Genomic DNA, 18,020 nt, shown 5'->3' with positions numbered 1-18,020 from the left:
AATGACAGGAAATAACTCACCCATTATTGGCATCGATCTCGGCACCTCTAATAGTGCCGTTTCCTGGTTTAGTGAAGATGCAGCGCGCTTGATAGCCGCCGCCGGAGAGGGGCGACTGACGCCTTCCGTTGTTGGTCTGGACGACGAAGGCCAACTGCTCATCGGCGAAGCGGCAAAAGCCCGCCTGGTTAGCCACCCTCATCTTACGGTTGCCAGCTTTAAGCGCTATATGGGCACCGAAAAAATATTCACCCTCGGGGACAAGTCATTCCGCGCCGAAGAGCTCTCCGCGTTAGTGCTGCGGAAATTAAAAACCGATGCAGAAGTTGCTCTGGGTTGCGTTATTACGCGGGCGGCGATAACCGTTCCGGCTTATTTTAACGACGCCCAGCGTAAAGCGGTTAAAGCCGCCGGGCTGATGGCCGGGCTGGAAGTTGAGCGTTTGTTAAATGAACCCACTGCGGCGGCGCTGGCCTACGGGCTTGCCGACAGCCGCGAGCAAAAGTTCCTGGTCTTTGACCTGGGCGGCGGTACTTTTGATGTCTCCATTGTCGATATGTTCGAAGGCGTGATTGAAGTTCGCGCCAGCAGCGGGGACGCCTGGCTGGGCGGGGATGATTTTACCGAAGCTCTGCGCCAGTGGATGCTTAGCCGTTACCCTCAGCTGACGCTGGATAACCCGGAGCTGGCGGCGAGCCTGACGCGCCAGGCCGAGTCTCTGAAACAACAGCTCAGCGGCCAGGATTTGGCCAGCGCAAGCCTGACTTATGGCGGCGAGGAATATCGCTGGGAGCTAAACGAAGCCACTTTCCAGGAGTGCTGTAGCGGGCTGCTATCCCGATTAAAGAAACCGGTGGTTCAGGCGCTACAGGATGCGCAGTTCGACGCCAGCCAGCTCGATAGCGTCATTCTGGTCGGCGGCGCAACGCGTATGCCGCTGGTACGCCAACTGGTTACCCGCATGTTTGGCCGCTTCCCGCGTAACGAACTGAATCCCGATGAAGTGGTGGCGCTGGGCGCTGGCGTTCAGGCCGGATTAATCGCGGAAGACAGAGCGCTGGACGACGTCGTGCTCACCGACGTTATGCCTTATTCGCTGGGAATCGAAGTTGCCCGCCGTCACGGCGACAGAATAGAAGAGGGGTTTTTCTCACCGCTGATTGAGCGCAACGCTTTTGTGCCCGTCAGCGTGATGCAGAGCTTCAGCACGGTGAACGATAACCAGCGGCAGATTGATATCGAGGTTTATCAGGGCGAGTCGCGCAAGGTCAGCGACAACCTGCTGCTCGACAGCATGTCTGTCAAAGTTCCTGCCCGCAAAGCGGGAGAAGTTAGCGTGGATGTGCGTTTCACCTATACCCTCGACGGCATTCTGGAAGTGGAATGCAAAGTCAGCGGGGAGCAAACCGCTTCGACAATGATTATAGAAAAGGCTCCGGGGACATTGAGCCCGGAAGAAATAGCCCTGCGCTTAAAGCAGCTGGATGCTCTTAAACAGCATCCCCGGGATATTCCTGAAAACCGCCAGCTGGCCGCCGAGGCGGCAAAACGCTATGAACAGACGCTGGGCGACAGGCGGCAAATTATCGACCACTACGCCACGCAGTTTGAGCAGGCTCTGGAGCGCCAGGATTTACGCCTTATCGCCGCCGCGCGGGACGAACTGCGCCGGGTGCTGGACCAGCTTAACGACGGACTGTAAACATGGCGACAATATGGGATGTGCTGGGTATTGCGCCCACAACGGATGAAAGTGAAATTCGCCGTGCCTATGCGCGCGAGCTGAAGCAGCGGCGGCCGGACAAAGATCCGCAGGGGTTCCAGGCGTTGCGCGAAGCGTTTGATAGTGCCAAACGCTATGCGAGTTCGCCGGAGCCGGTCTGGATAGATGCCGGGGAGAGTATTCTGCTCGATGAGCTTCCTGCTGCGCCGGATGACGTTTATCAGCAGATTGATGAGCAGGCCGAACCGCCGGAAGAGGCCTGGAGCAGGAACGAACTTTGGGACAAGGCGCAGGCGCTCGCCTCGCAGTTAGTCCGGGATGAAATAACCGGCTTTGGTGAGCTAAACCACTATCTCGATCAGGATATTCCCGACGCGCTGGAAGCCCGGCAGGCGTTCAGCCTGATGCTCGCCGAAGCGCTGAGCGAGCAGCCCTGGCTTTATCGTAGTTTGCTGAATAACATCTCGGCGATGATGGACTGGCAGCTTGATAGCTATCGCTCATCGCACCTGCCCGACTGGACTCTGCATGCTCTTGAGGTACAGATAGCCAATACCGAGCGAGAAAACTACTGGTTAATACTGGAGCGGCAATACAGCGAAGGTTGGCTCAATCGCCTGAAGTGGCGTTTGTTAACGCAAAAGGGCGCGCCTCTCCCCTGGTGGGCGCGGCTAATGCCGGACTTTGTTCAGCAGTTAAGAAATCAGGTCAGCGAGCTGCGGCAGCAGTTTCCTTTATTACAGGAGAGGCTTAACCCGGTGCTGCTGGAGGCGATTTATAAGCCGGGCCTGGCGCTGAGTCGGGGAGCGTTAATTGCGGTGCTTTTCTGGGGTTACACGGCTTATGTCGCAGGCTACCAGTCATCACACCAGGCCGTGCAATCGATAATTATGCTGGCGATTGTGGCCGCATATATTTGGGTTTATCCCGAACTCGAACGTCGCTGCGAACCGGGTGGGAAAGCTTACAGAATACAACATTCTGCTGTCTGGCTTGTTTCGCTGGGCCTTCTTGTTGTCGCACTTTATCGCGCGTGGCACGGCGTAACCTATTGGCCAGGCAAAGAGGCTGAGGCCGAGACCGGAAGAGCCTTTGTGATGATGTTTTTTATCGCGGTACCCGTCTGCTGGATCCTTTGGTTGAAACGCAGAGAGTGGCGAATGCTGCCCATAAGCATCGTTGTCACCGTCATTATGTTCCCGATATTGTTTATCCGGCAGCTTCCCATGCTGGCGAATTTACTGGGTTTCCTGCTATTGGCGATGCTCTATGGCATCGGTATCCCTGCGGTCTACTTCGTGAAATAAAAAAGCCCCCGATTCTATCGGGGGCTTTTTGCTTCATAAAGCGGGCATCAGAACATCAATACCATCCACGGATAGCTGATAAGCATCAGCGAGCAGAGGAAGATGGCGCCGAAGATGGTGCCCATCCGCCAGTAGTCTTTGGTCGGCAAGTAGCCGCTGCCGTAGTAAATCGGGCTTGGGCCAGTGCCGTACGGGGTAATAATCCCCATCACCCCGAGCGAGGTCACCATCATCAGGCAGAATACCGGCATGTTGATGCCCGGAATCGACGCGGCAATGGTCAGCGTCGCAGGCAGCAGCGCGGTGGTGTGCGCGGTGGTGCTGGCGAACAGGTAGTGCAGCAGATAGAAGGCAACCAGCAGCATAACCGCTGAAACCTGCGGGTCGAAGCCGTGCAGCAGAGCCGCGCCTTCTTTACCCAGCCAGGCGATAAAGCCCACGCGCGCCAGGCCATCCGCCAGCGCCACTAGGGTGGCAAACCAGGCGAAGGTATTCCAGGCCGGTTTATTGCTGACAATGTCGTTCCAGTTCAGGACCCCGGTCCACAGCATCAGAATGATGACCAGCAGAGCGGCCATCGCCGGTTCAATCCACGCGGCTGCAAAAATCCACATCAGCAATGCGCTACACACAAACAGCAGCAGCAGGATTTCGTTGCGCGACAGTTTGCCCAGTTTTTCCAGCTCCGCGGCGGCCCATTTTGGCACTTCGTCATTCACCTTCACTTCCGGCGGATAGAACCAGTATGCCAGCAGCGGCATGGTGAGGATAAGCAGCACGCCCAGCGGCAGGAAAGCAAGGAACCACATGCCCCAGGAGATCTCGAACCCGATAATGCTTTTTACCAATGCCAGTGCCAGCAGGTTAGGGGCCAGGGCGGAGAGGAACATCGAGCTGGTGATACAGGCCGCGCTGATAGCGACCCACATCAGGTAGGAGCCAATCTTTCTTGAGCTTGGATCGTTAGGCAAAGAGCCGTACAGCGGCGGCAGGTTGGCAATAATCGGGTAGATTGTGCCTCCGCTGCGCGCGGTATTGGACGGGGTAAACGGCGCCAGCAGCAGGTCTGCGAAGGTAATCGCATAGCCCAGCGTCAGGCTGCGTCGGCCCAGATACTTCACCAGGATCAGCGCCAGACGGCGGCCGAACTGGGTTTTATCGTAGCCTGCGGCAAACATAAAGGCGCCGAAAATAAGCCAGACGGTTGAATTGCTGAAGCCGCTAACGGCCCACTGGAAGGACTGGCCGGCCAGTTTGAACTTAGGGTCAGCCATTTCCGCAGGGCTAAACAGCAGCCACTGGCTGAACAGAGCTATCACCACGACGCCGGTTAAGCCAATAACGGCCCCCGGCAGAGGTTCAAAGATCAACCCGACAATCACGCCGACGAAGACGGCGAAGAAGTGCCACGCATAGGGTTCTAACCCCGCCGGAACCGGCAGAAGTAATATAACTATGCTTATCAGGATCGGTAAAAATAGCAGTATAAAGCGCTTTTTATTCTCCGCTTTCGGAGGCGGAGCTTTTGCCGCTGCGCTTATTGTTGAAGTGTTAGTCATAGCTTGTGCCTTAAAGTTATCATGATGAATTCGATTAATATTCCCTGCGTAACCTGTTTCCTGAATTTTATTTCTGCCTAATCTCTTATAGGCAGATTTTGATGCATTCATGATAGTTTTTTTAACTGATGCAAATCTGACCGCTTACCGCACCAGGTGCTCGCCTCCATTTACCCACATATTTAATGTGCCATTAATGATTGCTTCTTGTATCTGTCATGATGCTGAAACAATTAGTAATTATCCCTTTCTTTGCATTATGCTCGTTAGCTGTTGGTATTTAATTCTGGATTTTGTTTAGCAAAAAACCAATGATTTTATTTAAATAAAAAAATCAGTTTTGTTATATCCATAGTATCTCAGTGGTTAAAGATCGAATCTTGAGCGATTCCCGGTTTGCCGCTGCGTTTAGTTTCTTGTCGGCTTCGGTGGAATAGGTTTTGAATAAAACCTTTTATTACTCATGGTTATTATTTGCATTTGCTTTTTTAAAACCGTTGACTAACATTCGAAAAATATATTCCGCGAAATAGCCGATTTCCGTTCAATAGATCAATCTGTTTTTTTACTCCCTGATAATTGTGTTGCCTGCCGGGGCTACTCATTGAGTGCCGGACAATGTCGACCTCACTTGCTGGAATGATAAATAATGAACTCCCAGACTCCACTCCTGAAGCCACTTACCCTGCCTAATGGCGCGGTGCTGAAAAACCGCCTGATTATGGCGCCAATGACCACCTGTACGGGTTTTTACGACGGTAGCGTACCGAGCGATCTCGTCGAATATTATCGCGCCCGCGCCGGGACTATCGGCACCGTCATCGTCGAGTGCTGTTTTATCGATCCGAAAGGGCCCGCGTTCCCCGGCGCTTTAGCCATCGACAGCGACAACAAAATCCCGGGCCTGGCAAGAATTGCCAGCGCGATTAAATCTCAGGGTTCTAAAGCAATTTTGCAGATTTACCACGGCGGCAGGATGGTGGAGCCGGAGCTGATTGGCGGCAAAACGCCGGTTGCGCCGAGTGCGATTGCCGCACCGCGTGAAGGCGCGACTACGCCTCAGGCTTTAACCGCCGAAGAAGTGGACGTGATGATCACCAAATTTGGTGATGCGGTAAACCGTGCGATTAAAGCCGGGTTCGACGGCGTTGAAATTCACGGGGCGAACACCTACCTGATTCAGCAGTTCTACTCGCCAAACTCTAACCAGCGTGACGACAAGTGGGGCGGAAGCCGCGAAAATCGCGCACGTTTCCCGATGGAAGTGCTGGAAATCACCCATAAGATGGCAAGCCGCTTCGCCGACGCCTCCTTTATTATCGGCTACCGCTTCTCTCCTGAAGAGATTGAGGTCCCCGGGATCCGTTTCGACGACACCATGTACCTGCTGGAAAAACTGGCGGAGCGGGGCGTCGATTATCTGCACTTCTCCGTGGGCTACTTCAAGCGTGCGTCGATTGTTGATACTAAAGATCCGACGATGTTGATCGACAAATACCATGCCATGCGTTCCGAAACGCTGGCGAAAGTGCCGGTTATCGGCGTGGGTGGAGTGGTTAATCGCAAAGAGGCGGAAGAGGCGCTGGGCCTGGGTTACGATCTGATTGCCGTGGGTAAAGCGTGTATTGCCTACCCTGACTGGGCCGACCGCATCCTGAAAAATGAAGCGCTCGACCTGTTTATCGACAACACCAAACGCGAAGAACTGCTGATCCCTGAGCCGCTTTGGCGCTTCTCGCTGGTGGATGCGATGATCCGCGACGTCAGCTCTCCGGGGCGCAAATACAAAGCGGGCGTCTTCCAGGAGAAGGTGGAAGCCGAAGCGCTCAAGCTCAAAATCAGCGTTACGCTGGATACCGACCGTATCACCGATATCACCCTGGTTCAGGATGATTCTGTGGACGTCGATTTTACCTCCAGCTTTGAGGTTCTGCGCTCGCGCATGCTGGTGGCCAACAGCCCATACGTTGATGCGGTGACCGGAGCAACGACCCAGAGTGAGGCGCTGAAAAAGGCCGTTTCCCGCGCGCTTACCGCTTCCAGCAAAGAACACGTTATTGAAGAAGGCGGCAACCCGAACGCACCCCAGAGCTACGATGTTGCGGTTATCGGCAGCGGCGGTGCTGGCCTGGCGGCGGCTATTCGTGCCTCCGATGCGGGCGCTCGCGTGGTGATTATCGAGAAAATGCCAACCATCGGCGGGAACACCATTAAAGCTTCCGTGGGGATGAACGCGGCTGAAACACGCTTCCAGGCGCTGAAAGGAATTAAGGACAGCAAAGAGCTGTTCTACCAGGAAACCCTGAAAGGCGGCAAATTCCGCAACAACACCGAGCTGCTCAAAGAGTTTGTCGAGCGCGCGCCGGGCGCTGTGGAGTGGCTGGCGAGCCTGGATATCGTGCTCAACGATATCACCATCACCGGCGGGATGAGCATTGACCGTACCCACCGCCCTGAAGACCGCTCTGCGGTTGGCGGCTTCCTGATAAGCGGCCTGGTGAATAACGTTAACCAGCGCAGTATCGACGTCTTGCTGGATACCACCGTGGAAGAGATCCTGCACGAAAACGGTGTGGTAACCGGCGTGAAGATCGCGAACGAATATAATGAGCACCATATCCTGCTGGCGAAGAGCGTGGTGGTGGCGACCGGCGGCTTCAGCGCCAACCGTAAAATGGTTGTGCACTATCGCCCGGAGCTGAAAGGCTTTGTGACCACCAACCATAAAGGCGCGACCGGCAGCGGCATCGCGCTGCTGGAAAAAATTGGCGCCGGAACGGTAGATATGGACCAAATCCAGATCCACCCGACGGTAGAGCAGACGACTTCGTATCTTATCTCTGAGTCGATTCGCGGCGGCGGCGCAATTTTGATTAATCAGGAAGGCCAGCGCTTCTATAACGAACTGGAAACCCGCGACAATGTTTCCGCGCAGATTATTGCCCTGCCGGAGAAAAGCGCATGGATCTTGTTTGATGAGCAGGTTCGCCAGAACAATAAAGCGGCCGATGAATATATCGCCCGTGGCTTTGTGATTAGAGCGGCCACCGCGGGCGAGCTGGCGCTGAAGCTGAATATGGAGCCTGAAGCGCTGCAGCAGACGCTTGAGCGCTACAACGGCTTCGTGAAGCAGAACAAGGACGAAGATTTTGGCCGTACCACCGGGCTGCGTTTCCCGCTGGAACATGGTCCGTTCTACGCTATCCGTATCGCGCCAGGGGTGCACCACACCATGGGCGGCGTAACCATTAACACCGAAACCGAAGTCGTGAATGATCAGCATCAGGTCATTAAGGGCGTCTGGGCGGCGGGCGAAGTCGTCGGCGGCATTCACGGTGCCAACCGTATCGGCGGTAATGCCGTGGCGGATATCATTATCTTCGGTACGCTTGCCGGGCAGAACGCGGCAGCGCACGCCCTGACTTAAGGCAAAAAAAACCGGAAATATCGCTATTTCCGGTTCTCTTCGAAGGGGCGGGCGACCGCCCTTTTTTTATCCGAGCAAGGCGGTTTTGCGCAATGCCAGGAAGTCCAGCACCCCGCCAAATAAAATCCCACCGATGGCGAACAGAGCACCCCATTCCAGCAGTTGCAGGCCAAATTCCCACTCGGTGAACCCGAGGGCATTACTGATGACCACCAGCAGCCAGGCCGCCAGCAGCAGGCAGCCGAAGCTCAGCGCGCGCAGGGCGAGGCGGTAGGACGACGCGAATTCGCTGCGTGGCATAAAGCGTTCGGTTTGCTGAGTAAATTCCAGCGTGCGTTTGCACACCAGCAGCAAAAGAATGCCCGGCACCGCGGCGACCACAGAGAACAGATAGAAAGTCGGCCAGCCGTGCGCCTCAACAAACCATCCCGCTATCGGCCCGACATATACGCGGCCCACGGCGGACAGGGCGGACAGCAGGGCAAACTGGGTGGCGGAAAAGGACTTATTGCACAGGGTCATCAGCAGCGCGACGAAAGCGGCTGTCCCCATACCGCCGCACAGGTTCTCGAGGAACACCGCGCTCGCCATGGTAATGATATCTTTATCGGTAACCGACAGCAGCCAGTAACCGGCATTGGACACGCCCTGCAATATGCCGAAAATCAGCAATGCACGGAACAGGGTCAACTTTTGCATCAGCATTCCGCCGAGCAGCGCGCCGACGATAGTGGCGCACAGGCCGAGGGTTTTATTCACCATGCCCACTTCGCCCGCATCAAACCCTACGCCACGGATAAGGAAAGTGGTGGTGAGGCTCATGGCAAAGGCGTCGCCCAGCTTATAAAGCACAATTAACAGCAAAATCAGCCAGGCGTTATTGCGGCCAAAGAAGTCCCGCAGCGGCTCAACCACGGCGCGTTCCAGGCTTTTTGGCACCGGAATGGCGTCCGTGGGTTCAGGTGCTAAAAAGGTCGCGATAATGCAAGGGACCAGCAGGGCTGCCATCAGCCAGTAGGTTGCCTGCCAGCCTAAATAGCGGTCCGCAATCCACAGCGCAAGGCCGCCGGAAACCAGCATCGCAAGGCGGTAGCCGAGAACGCTTATCGCCGCCCCGGTGCCGCGCTCCTCGGCGGAGAGCACGTCGGTTTTCCAGGCATCAAATACAATATCCTGTGAAGCGGAGCAGAAGGCGATTATCACCGCCAGCGCGGCCATCCAGCGTAGCTGAGAAGCGGGTTCAAGGAAGCCCATGGCGGCTATCGCCACCAACAACAGAATTTGCGTAATTAACAGCCAGCCGCGACGCCGCCCGAGCAGCGGGGGCGTATAGCGGTCCATGACCGGCGACCAAAGAAATTTAAAGACGTAGGCCTGGCCGACGAGCGAGAAAAAACCGATGGTTTTCAGGTCGATGTTTTCGACCGTCATCCAGGCTTGTAACGTACCGGAGGTCAGCGCCAGGGGGAGGCCGGACGCGAAGCCAAGGATCAGTAAAATAGCTGATTTCGGCTGCTGAAAGATGCGCAGATAATGATTGGACATGGGGGATTGTACAAACTCTGTTGTTGGCCCGCGCGAGCGGGCCAACGGGGCAAAAATTAACGAGCGTTCTGTTTGATAAAGTCGTGAACGCTGGTGTCCTGAGCCATATCAGCAATGGTATCGGTCAGCACGGAGTTAACCGCATCGGCGATATTTTTATTGGTGGCCTGGAACGCACCCTCAACGTTGTAGTTGGAGCGGTAGTTTTTGGTCATCTTGTTGCCGTTTTTAGCGGTAGCAATGATTGAAATGTCCGCTTTAGTGGCGATGTTGTAGCGCACGTTGCCCTGGGAAACGTCCGCATACAGCTGGTTAACGATGATCTGCAGGTCAACCGGGCTGCTTGGCCCAATCATATACCCGCGCGCGGTCATCTGTTTTTCCAGCACTTCTTGCAGCAGGAAGCGCAGGTCGCGGGATGGAGTCAAGGTGACCAACTGGTTGTCACGAGTGACTTTTGCCAGCGCCTGGTCGGTACGCTGGTCGGCACCGTTGATGCTCAGCGTTACGCCCATCAGGCTTGGATCCTGCTGCGGCAGCGTAATTTTTGGCGAAACTTCAATGGTGGTTGGCGGTGTAGCACAGCTGGCCAGCATAAACATGGCAACCAGCGGGAAAAGTAATTTTTTTAACATGTTCGCTTTCTCAATGTACTCAAAGGGCAGGCTGATAAAAAATCACGCCATCATAACACTGCGGCCGTTCAGGGGAAGTGCTTAACGCACGGAATTTCATCGCGTTGCATTATTTCTGAACCGCAGCAACTCCTTCTGACAACATCAGGCGCTTTTAGTGCCTTAAATGCATGACTCTTCAGAGGTCTGACCCGCAAAGGCTCGCGAAAGCTAAATTTTTGTTGTGTTTGGATTAAAAGCTGGCTAAAAGCGGCTAACATTTAAAGGGATGAGTGGCATCTCTACGTTGTTGAGGAGAAAGTTCATGCTGATACGCGAGCAGATAGAAGAGAAGTTAAAAGCCGCATTTACCCCCGCGTACCTGGAAGTCGTGGATGAAAGCTATCGTCACAACGTTCCGGCGGGCTCCGAAAGCCATTTTAAAGTGGTTCTGGTTAGCGATCGCTTTGTTGGCGAGCGCTTTTTAAACCGGCATCGTATGATTTATGGCACATTAAGCGAAGAGCTGGCAGGCCCGGTGCACGCCCTTGCGCTGCATACCTACACCATTAAAGAGTGGGAGGGGCTGCAGGATACGGTGTTTGCCTCGCCGAACTGTCGCGGAGCAGGCAGCATCGCCTGATTTACCGCTAAGCGTTTGCAACTAAGGGAACTTTTCCGTTATGTTGCGGTATGTATACTGCGTTTTAAAAAAACGGCCTGCGGGCCGTTTTGTTTTGTCCGGCACCCCGGCAGGGGCAGGCAAAAAAGAATAAATGACAGAGAAGTGTGAAAAAGGCCGCAGCCGCGCGCTATTGCCGTTCTCGACTCACCCCAGCGATGCCGCTATAATGCTGCGTCTTATTTTTCGGAATGTCTTCGGGATGATTCTGACGACAAGGAATGTGTTTCTGATTCAGAGAACATCCTGGTTCTGTGAAGCCATCTGGGCTTCCGGAGTTGACCGAGCACTGTGATTTTTTGAGGTAACAAGATGCAAGTTTCAGTTGAAACCACTCAGGGCCTTGGCCGCCGTCTCACGATTACTATCGCTGCAGACAGCATCGAAACCGCTGTAAAAAGCGAGCTGGTCAACGTGGCAAAAAAAGTTCGTATTGACGGCTTCCGTAAAGGCAAAGTGCCGATGACCGTCGTTGAGCAGCGCTACGGTGCTTCCGTTCGTCAGGACGTGCTGGGCGAGCTGATGAGCCGCAACTTCATTGATGCGATCATCAAAGAGAAGATCAACCCGGCTGGCGCACCGAACTACGTTCCGGGCGAATACAAACTGGGCGAAGACTTCACCTACTCTGTAGAGTTCGAAGTGTACCCGGAAGTTGAGCTGCAGGGTCTGGAAGCAATCGAAGTTGAAAAACCGGTTGTTGACGTGACTGACGAAGACGTTGATGCGATGCTGGACACCCTGCGTAAGCAGCAGGCGACCTGGAAAGAAAGCGAAGCGGCTGCGACTGCAGAAGATCGCGTAACCATCGATTTCACCGGTTCCGTTGACGGCGAAGTGTTCGAAGGCGGCAAAGCCTCTGACTTCGTGCTGGCAATGGGCCAGGGCCGCATGATCCCGGGCTTTGAAGACGGTATCGTTGGCCACAAAGCTGGCGAAGAATTCACTATCGAAGTGACCTTCCCGGAAGATTACCACGCTGAAAACCTGAAAGGTAAAGCAGCCAAGTTCGATATCGTTCTGAAGAAAGTTGAAGAGCGCGAACTGCCGGAATTCACCGAAGAGTTCATCAAACGTTTCGGCGTTGAAGATGGCTCCGTTGCTGGCCTGCGCACCGAAGTGCGTAAAAACATGGATCGCGAGCTGAAAGGCGCAGTGCGTAACCGCATTAAGTCTCAGGCAATCGACGGTCTGGTTAACGCCAACAACATCGACGTTCCAGCTGCGCTGATCGACAGCGAAATCGACGTTCTGCGTCGCCAGGCTGCACAGCGCTTCGGCGGTAACGAGAAGCAGGCTCTGGAGCTGCCTCGTGAGCTGTTCGAAGAGCAGGCTAAACGCCGCGTAGTGGTTGGTCTGCTGCTGGGCGAAGTGATTCGTACCCACGAGCTGAAAGCTGACGAAGACCGCGTTAAAGGTCTGATCGAAGAAATGGCTTCTGCCTACGAAGATCCGACTGAAGTTATCGAGTTCTACAGCAAAAACAAAGAGCTGATGGACAACATGCGTAACGTGGCTCTGGAAGAGCAGGCTGTTGAAGCGGTTCTGTCTAAAGCTAAAGTGTCTGAAAAAGCCACCAGCTTCAGCGAGCTGATGAACCAGCAGGCGTAAGCCTGATTTTGGCAAGTTAGCCAAAAACTGAAGCATCAGGCCCGTCACCTTCAGGTGGCGGGCTTTTTTTTATCGCTAAAGCACACGATAAGCCATCAATAAATCGCCTTTGCAGGGTTAGCGTATCAAGAAAAGGTTGTTATGCTTGAAACAGGGCAAATCATCCCCATAACTCGGGTGAGGTTCCATTAACAATCCCTGACTGACTCCGTCCAGAATCGGCGCAAGGAACATAGTCAATATCCTGCGTCTCAAGTAGAATCAGTACAGTAGGCAAAATTACTCCAGGAGACGGACATGTCATACAGTGGCGAACGAGATCAATTAGCACCCCATATGGCCCTGGTGCCGATGGTTGTTGAACAAACATCCCGCGGCGAACGTTCATACGATATCTACTCCCGTCTGCTCAAGGAACGCGTCATCTTCCTGACCGGTCAGGTAGAAGATCATATGGCTAACCTGATTGTGGCGCAGATGCTGTTTCTGGAAGCAGAAAACCCGGAGAAAGATATCTATCTCTACATTAACTCACCGGGTGGCGTAATTACCGCCGGGATGTCGATTTACGACACCATGAAATTTATCAAGCCGGATGTGAGCACCATTTGTATGGGCCAGGCCTGTTCAATGGGCGCGTTCCTGCTGACCGCCGGGGCTAAAGGTAAGCGTTTCTGCCTGCCTAACTCCCGCGTAATGATTCACCAGCCGCTGGGCGGCTATCAGGGCCAGGCGACGGATATCGAAATCCACGCCCGTGAAATCCTGAAAGTGAAAGCGCGCATGAATGAGCTGATGGCTGAACATACCGGCAAATCACTCGATCAAATCGAGAAAGACACCGAGCGCGATCGTTTCCTCTCCGCCAGCGAGGCGGTAGAGTATGGTTTAGTCGATTCGATCCTGACTCACCGTAACTAATGCCCGAAGCTGCGGGCCGTTATACTATAGTGATAGTGAATGTAGCGGCCCGACCTGATGCTTCAATATCGGCTGCGCCGTAGAATGGCACTTGTGCTGCCGGTGGTAGCATAAAGAAACAGAGAAGAGGTTTTACTGATGACAGATAAGCGCAAAGACGGTTCAGGCAAACTGCTGTACTGCTCTTTTTGCGGCAAAAGCCAGCATGAAGTGCGTAAGCTGATTGCCGGGCCGTCAGTGTATATCTGCGATGAGTGTGTCGATTTATGTAACGACATCATTCGCGAAGAGATTAAAGAAGTTGCACCGCACCGCGAACGCAGTGCGCTGCCAACTCCGCATGAAATCCGCAACCACCTTGATGACTATGTTATCGGGCAGGAGCAGGCCAAGAAAGTGCTGGCCGTTGCGGTTTACAACCACTACAAGCGTCTGCGCAACAGCGACAGCGCCAACGGCGTTGAGCTGGGTAAAAGTAACATCCTGCTGATTGGCCCAACCGGTAGCGGCAAAACGCTGCTGGCGGAAACCCTGGCTCGCCTGCTGGATGTACCTTTTACCATGGCCGATGCTACCACGCTGACTGAAGCCGGTTACGTGGGTGAAGACGTTGAAAACATCATTCAGAAACTGCTGCAGAAATGCGACTACGATGTGCAGAAAGCACAGCGCGGCATCGTTTATATCGATGAGATTGACAAAATCTCCCGCAAATCTGACAACCCGTCTATCACCCGCGACGTGTCCGGTGAAGGCGTACAGCAGGCGCTGCTGAAGCTGATTGAAGGCACCGTGGCTGCCGTTCCACCTCAGGGTGGGCGTAAGCATCCGCAGCAGGAATTCCTGCAGGTTGATACCTCCAAGATCCTGTTTATCTGCGGCGGCGCATTTGCAGGCCTTGATAAAGTCATCGCTAACCGCGTTGAAACCGGCTCCGGCATTGGTTTTGGCGCAACGGTAAAAGCGAAGTCCGAAAAAGCCAGCGAAGGCCAGCTGCTGGGCCAGGTGGAGCCGGAAGATTTGATCAAATTCGGTCTTATTCCTGAGTTCATCGGTCGTCTGCCGGTTGTGGCAACCCTGAGCGAGCTGAGCGAAGACGCGCTGATCCAGATCCTGAAAGAGCCGAAAAATGCCCTGACCAAACAGTATCAGGCATTGTTCAATCTTGAAGGCGTTGAGCTGGAGTTCCGCGACGAAGCGCTGGACGCGATTGCCAAAAAAGCGATGATCCGTAAAACCGGCGCTCGCGGCCTGCGTTCCATCGTTGAAGGCGCGCTGCTGGACACCATGTATGACTTGCCGTCCATGGATGACGTGGAAAAAGTGGTGATTGACGAGTCCGTCATTGCCGGCCAGTCCAAGCCGCTATTAATTTACGGCAAGCCGGAAGCCCAGCAGGCATCCGGTGAATAATTCGCCAGAATAACCAGTCAGTTAATAAAAAAATGGGGGATTTTATCCCCCATTTATTTTTCCGTCATTCCTGCCGTTGAATGTGCGGGAAACATCCCCATATACTGATTTACTTATTGGTGGAGCTGAAGCGTTCACCTAATCACCTGGCGGACATTAAACTAAGAGAGAGCTCTATGAATCCTGAGCGTTCTGAACGCATTGAAATCCCCGTATTGCCGTTGCGCGATGTGGTGGTTTATCCGCACATGGTTATCCCACTGTTTGTCGGGCGTGAAAAATCCATTCGCTGCCTGGAAGCTGCGATGGACCATGATAAAAAAATCATGCTGGTGGCGCAGAAAGAGGCTTCGACGGATGAGCCGGGTGTTAACGACCTGTTCACGGTAGGCACCGTCGCGTCTATTTTGCAGATGCTGAAACTGCCTGACGGCACGGTAAAAGTGCTGGTCGAAGGCCTGCAGCGTGCTCGTATCACCGCGCTTTCTGACAACGGCGACCACTTCTCTGCCCAGGCAGAGTACCTGAACTCGCCGGCGATTGAAGAGCGCGAGCAGGAAGTGCTGGTACGCACCGCAATTAATCAGTTTGAAGGCTATATCAAACTGAACAAAAAGATCCCGCCGGAAGTGCTGACGTCGCTCAATAGCATTGACGATCCTGCACGTCTGGCCGACACCATCGCCGCGCATATGCCGCTCAAACTTTCGGACAAGCAGTCAGTGCTGGAAATGTCCGATATCAACGAGCGTCTTGAATACCTGATGGCGATGATGGAGTCGGAAATCGATCTGCTGCAGGTTGAGAAACGCATTCGCAACCGCGTCAAAAAGCAGATGGAAAAAAGCCAGCGCGAGTACTATCTGAACGAGCAAATGAAAGCCATTCAGAAAGAACTTGGCGAGATGGACGACGCGCCGGACGAAAACGAAGCGCTGAAACGCAAAATTGATGCGGCGAAAATGCCGAAAGAAGCGCGCGAGAAAACCGAAGCCGAGCTGCAAAAGCTGAAAATGATGTCGCCGATGTCCGCGGAAGCAACCGTGGTGCGCGGCTACATTGACTGGATGGTTCAGGTTCCGTGGAACGCCCGCAGCAAGGTCAAAAAAGATCTGCGTCAGGCGCAGGAAATCCTTGATACCGACCACTACGGCCTCGAACGCGTTAAAGATCGCATCCTTGAGTATCTTGCAGTTCAAAGCCGCGTTAACAAACTGAAAGGCCCAATTCTGTGCCTGGTAGGGCCGCCGGGGGTGGGTAAAACCTCTCTGGGTCAGTCCATCGCAAAAGCGACCGGTCGCAAATACATTCGTATGGCGCTGGGCGGCGTGCGTGACGAAGCGGAAATTCGCGGTCACCGCCGGACTTACATCGGCTCAATGCCGGGTAAACTGATTCAGAAGATGGCGAAAGTCGGGGTCAAAAACCCGCTGTTCCTGCTGGATGAAATCGACAAAATGTCGTCTGACATGCGCGGCGACCCGGCATCTGCTTTGCTGGAGGTGCTTGATCCAGAACAGAACGTGGCGTTTAACGACCACTATCTGGAAGTGGATTACGACCTCAGCGACGTGATGTTTGTGGCGACCTCTAACTCCATGAACATCCCGGCACCGCTGCTGGACCGTATGGAAGTGATTCGTCTGTCCGGTTATACCGAAGATGAAAAACTGAACATTGCCAAACAGCACCTGCTGCCGAAGCAGATTGAGCGTAATGCGCTGAAAAAAGGCGAGCTGACGGTGGATGATAGCGCGATTAGCGGCATCATTCGCTATTACACCCGTGAAGCGGGCGTGCGTAGCCTCGAGCGTGAAATCTCGAAACTGTGCCGTAAAGCGGTGAAACAGCTGCTGCTGGACAAAACGCTCAAGCACATCGAAATCAACGGCGACAACCTGAAGGACTTCCTCGGGGTACAGCGCTTTGATTACGGTCGCGCCGACAGCGAAAACCGCGTAGGGCAGGTGACTGGCCTTGCATGGACCGAAGTGGGCGGCGACCTGCTGACCATTGAAACCGCCTGCGTACCGGGTAAAGGTAAACTGACCTACACCGGCTCGCTGGGTGAAGTGATGCAGGAGTCTATCCAGGCCGCGCTGACCGTGGTGCGCGCTCGTGCCGAGAAGCTGGGTATCAACGGCGACTTCTACGAGAAACGCGACATTCACGTTCACGTCCCGGAAGGCGCTACGCCGAAGGATGGCCCAAGTGCCGGTATCGCAATGTGTACCGCGCTGGTTTCTTGCCTGACGGGTAACCCGGTTCGCGCCGACGTGGCGATGACCGGTGAAATTACCCTCCGTGGCCAGGTTCTGCCGATTGGCGGCCTGAAAGAGAAACTGCTGGCAGCTCACCGCGGCGGCATCAAAACCGTGCTTATCCCGGACGACAATAAACGCGATCTGGAAGAGATCCCGGATAACGTGATTGCCGATCTGACGATTCATCCTGTGAAGCGTATCGAAGAGGTTCTGACCCTCGCATTGCAGAATGAGCCTTACGGAATGCAGGTTGTAACCGCAAAATAGTGACCTGACGCAAATACAGTCAATAAAATAGGGGCTGGTAGGTGAATTGTCACTTGCCAGCTTTTTTTTGTGTCGCTAATTTAGTTGCTGGCTTAAGCTTATCCCCCACAACTCCTGTTGTAAGGGCATGACGAGCCTGTTATAACTGCTGCGCGGTCGCACTCTGAGGGACATCAGGTGCGATATAAATTATAAAGAGAGGAAGAGAAGAGTGAATAAATCTCAACTGATAGACAAAATTGCCGCAGGTGCTGATATTTCTAAAGCCGCGGCTGGACGTGCATTAGATGCTGTTATTGCTTCTGTTACTGAATCTCTGCAGGCCGGAGAAGACGTAGCACTGGTAGGTTTTGGTACTTTTGCGGTTAAAGAGCGTGCAGCCCGTACCGGCCGTAACCCTCAAACCGGCAAAGAAATCACCATCGCCGCAGCAAAAGTACCAGGCTTCCGTGCTGGTAAGGCGCTGAAAGACGCTGTTAACTGATTTATTAGCCCCGATTGGCTGGGGTATATGGTGTCAGGTATCGCAGGGGCGCATCGTTTGATGTGCCTTTTTTATTGCCTGAAGCTGAATTTTACTCGCTGTTGATGATTTGCAGCGGGTTTCTTGTCACAATACGCCTTTGCGCGCAGCAGTGGGCAGCTCGAGTTTCTAAGGATGCCAGCTTAGCGCCTGCGCAGGTTTAC

General features: G+C 54.1%; 12 protein-coding genes. 9 read left to right on the top strand and 3 right to left on the bottom strand.

The window, feature by feature from the left end:
- The first annotated feature begins 1 nt into the window (after position 1).
- Positions 2–1,702, top strand: a complete 1,701-nt coding sequence (locus ACG1VR_RS17895) for an Hsp70 family protein (RefSeq protein ID WP_395489456.1) — start codon at positions 2–4, stop codon at positions 1,700–1,702.
- A 2-nt stretch (positions 1,703–1,704) separates the two neighbouring features.
- Positions 1,705–3,030 carry a molecular chaperone DnaJ gene (locus tag ACG1VR_RS17890; RefSeq protein ID WP_395489455.1) on the top strand — a complete coding sequence of 442 codons (1,326 nt, stop codon included), beginning with the start codon at positions 1,705–1,707 and terminating at the stop codon, positions 3,028–3,030.
- Between the two features lie 47 nt (positions 3,031–3,077).
- On the opposite strand, the gene ACG1VR_RS17885 is transcribed toward ACG1VR_RS17890, so the two are convergent.
- Positions 3,078–4,589 (bottom strand): anion permease, encoded by a 1,512-nt coding sequence (locus tag ACG1VR_RS17885; RefSeq protein WP_039897968.1) that lies wholly within the window; start codon positions 4,587–4,589, stop codon positions 3,078–3,080.
- A 649-nt stretch (positions 4,590–5,238) separates the two neighbouring features.
- Between ACG1VR_RS17885 and ACG1VR_RS17880 the strand changes: the two genes are divergently transcribed.
- Positions 5,239–8,016: a flavocytochrome c gene (locus tag ACG1VR_RS17880; protein ID WP_395489454.1), complete on the top strand. Its 2,778-nt coding sequence runs from the start codon at positions 5,239–5,241 to the stop codon at positions 8,014–8,016.
- 66 nt (positions 8,017–8,082) lie between these two features.
- On the opposite strand, the gene ampG is transcribed toward ACG1VR_RS17880, so the two are convergent.
- Together ampG and ACG1VR_RS17870 are read right to left on the bottom strand one after the other, a co-directional pair.
- Positions 8,083–9,561, bottom strand: coding sequence for a muropeptide MFS transporter AmpG (gene ampG / locus ACG1VR_RS17875; protein ID WP_216377266.1), 1,479 nt, complete (start codon positions 9,559–9,561; stop codon positions 8,083–8,085).
- 56 nt (positions 9,562–9,617) lie between these two features.
- A complete protein-coding gene (locus ACG1VR_RS17870) occupies positions 9,618–10,196 on the bottom strand; it encodes a lipoprotein (RefSeq protein WP_016535187.1) in 579 nt (192 codons plus the stop codon).
- Between the two features lie 304 nt (positions 10,197–10,500).
- On the opposite strand from ACG1VR_RS17870, the gene bolA reads away from it, so the two are divergent.
- The 6 genes from bolA (at position 10,501) to hupB (ending at position 17,817) form a co-directional block, all read left to right on the top strand.
- On the top strand, positions 10,501–10,818 hold the full coding sequence (bolA, locus tag ACG1VR_RS17865; protein WP_039897969.1) for a transcriptional regulator BolA: 318 nt from the start codon (positions 10,501–10,503) through the stop codon (positions 10,816–10,818).
- A 351-nt stretch (positions 10,819–11,169) separates the two neighbouring features.
- Positions 11,170–12,468 (top strand): trigger factor, encoded by a 1,299-nt coding sequence (tig, locus tag ACG1VR_RS17860; protein ID WP_016535190.1) that lies wholly within the window; start codon positions 11,170–11,172, stop codon positions 12,466–12,468.
- A gap of 297 nt (positions 12,469–12,765) precedes the next feature.
- Positions 12,766–13,389, top strand: coding sequence for an ATP-dependent Clp endopeptidase proteolytic subunit ClpP (gene clpP / locus ACG1VR_RS17855; RefSeq protein WP_039897970.1), 624 nt, complete (start codon positions 12,766–12,768; stop codon positions 13,387–13,389).
- A 138-nt stretch (positions 13,390–13,527) separates the two neighbouring features.
- Positions 13,528–14,802, top strand: a complete 1,275-nt coding sequence (gene clpX / locus ACG1VR_RS17850; RefSeq protein ID WP_016535192.1) for an ATP-dependent protease ATP-binding subunit ClpX — start codon at positions 13,528–13,530, stop codon at positions 14,800–14,802.
- A 176-nt stretch (positions 14,803–14,978) separates the two neighbouring features.
- Complete coding sequence (lon, locus tag ACG1VR_RS17845) at positions 14,979–17,333, top strand: endopeptidase La (protein WP_039897971.1); 2,355 nt, start codon at positions 14,979–14,981, stop codon at positions 17,331–17,333.
- Between the two features lie 211 nt (positions 17,334–17,544).
- Positions 17,545–17,817, top strand: a complete 273-nt coding sequence (gene hupB, locus ACG1VR_RS17840) for a nucleoid-associated protein HU-beta (protein WP_016535194.1) — start codon at positions 17,545–17,547, stop codon at positions 17,815–17,817.
- Positions 17,818–18,020 lie beyond the last annotated feature (203 nt).

Source organism: Cedecea davisae (assembly GCF_044095835.1).
In the GTDB taxonomy this organism is placed as follows: Bacteria; Pseudomonadota; Gammaproteobacteria; order Enterobacterales; family Enterobacteriaceae; genus Cedecea; species Cedecea davisae.
The sequence above is the reverse complement of the archived record's forward strand: the minus strand, read 5'-3'. Positions and strand labels throughout refer to the sequence as shown.

Bases quoted from the DNA above. Each gene is read 5' to 3' on its own strand.
- ACG1VR_RS17895 (WP_395489456.1), top strand. From the start codon at position 2: ATGACAGGAAATAACTCACCCATTATTGGCATCGATCTCGGCACCTCT.
- ACG1VR_RS17890 (WP_395489455.1), top strand. From the start codon at position 1,705: ATGGCGACAATATGGGATGTGCTGGGTATTGCGCCCACAACGGATGAA.
- ACG1VR_RS17885 (WP_039897968.1), bottom strand. From the start codon at position 4,589: ATGACTAACACTTCAACAATAAGCGCAGCGGCAAAAGCTCCGCCTCCG.
- ACG1VR_RS17880 (WP_395489454.1), top strand. From the start codon at position 5,239: ATGAACTCCCAGACTCCACTCCTGAAGCCACTTACCCTGCCTAATGGC.
- ampG (WP_216377266.1), bottom strand. From the start codon at position 9,561: ATGTCCAATCATTATCTGCGCATCTTTCAGCAGCCGAAATCAGCTATT.
- ACG1VR_RS17870 (WP_016535187.1), bottom strand. From the start codon at position 10,196: ATGTTAAAAAAATTACTTTTCCCGCTGGTTGCCATGTTTATGCTGGCC.
- bolA (WP_039897969.1), top strand. From the start codon at position 10,501: ATGCTGATACGCGAGCAGATAGAAGAGAAGTTAAAAGCCGCATTTACC.
- tig (WP_016535190.1), top strand. From the start codon at position 11,170: ATGCAAGTTTCAGTTGAAACCACTCAGGGCCTTGGCCGCCGTCTCACG.
- clpP (WP_039897970.1), top strand. From the start codon at position 12,766: ATGTCATACAGTGGCGAACGAGATCAATTAGCACCCCATATGGCCCTG.
- clpX (WP_016535192.1), top strand. From the start codon at position 13,528: ATGACAGATAAGCGCAAAGACGGTTCAGGCAAACTGCTGTACTGCTCT.
- lon (WP_039897971.1), top strand. From the start codon at position 14,979: ATGAATCCTGAGCGTTCTGAACGCATTGAAATCCCCGTATTGCCGTTG.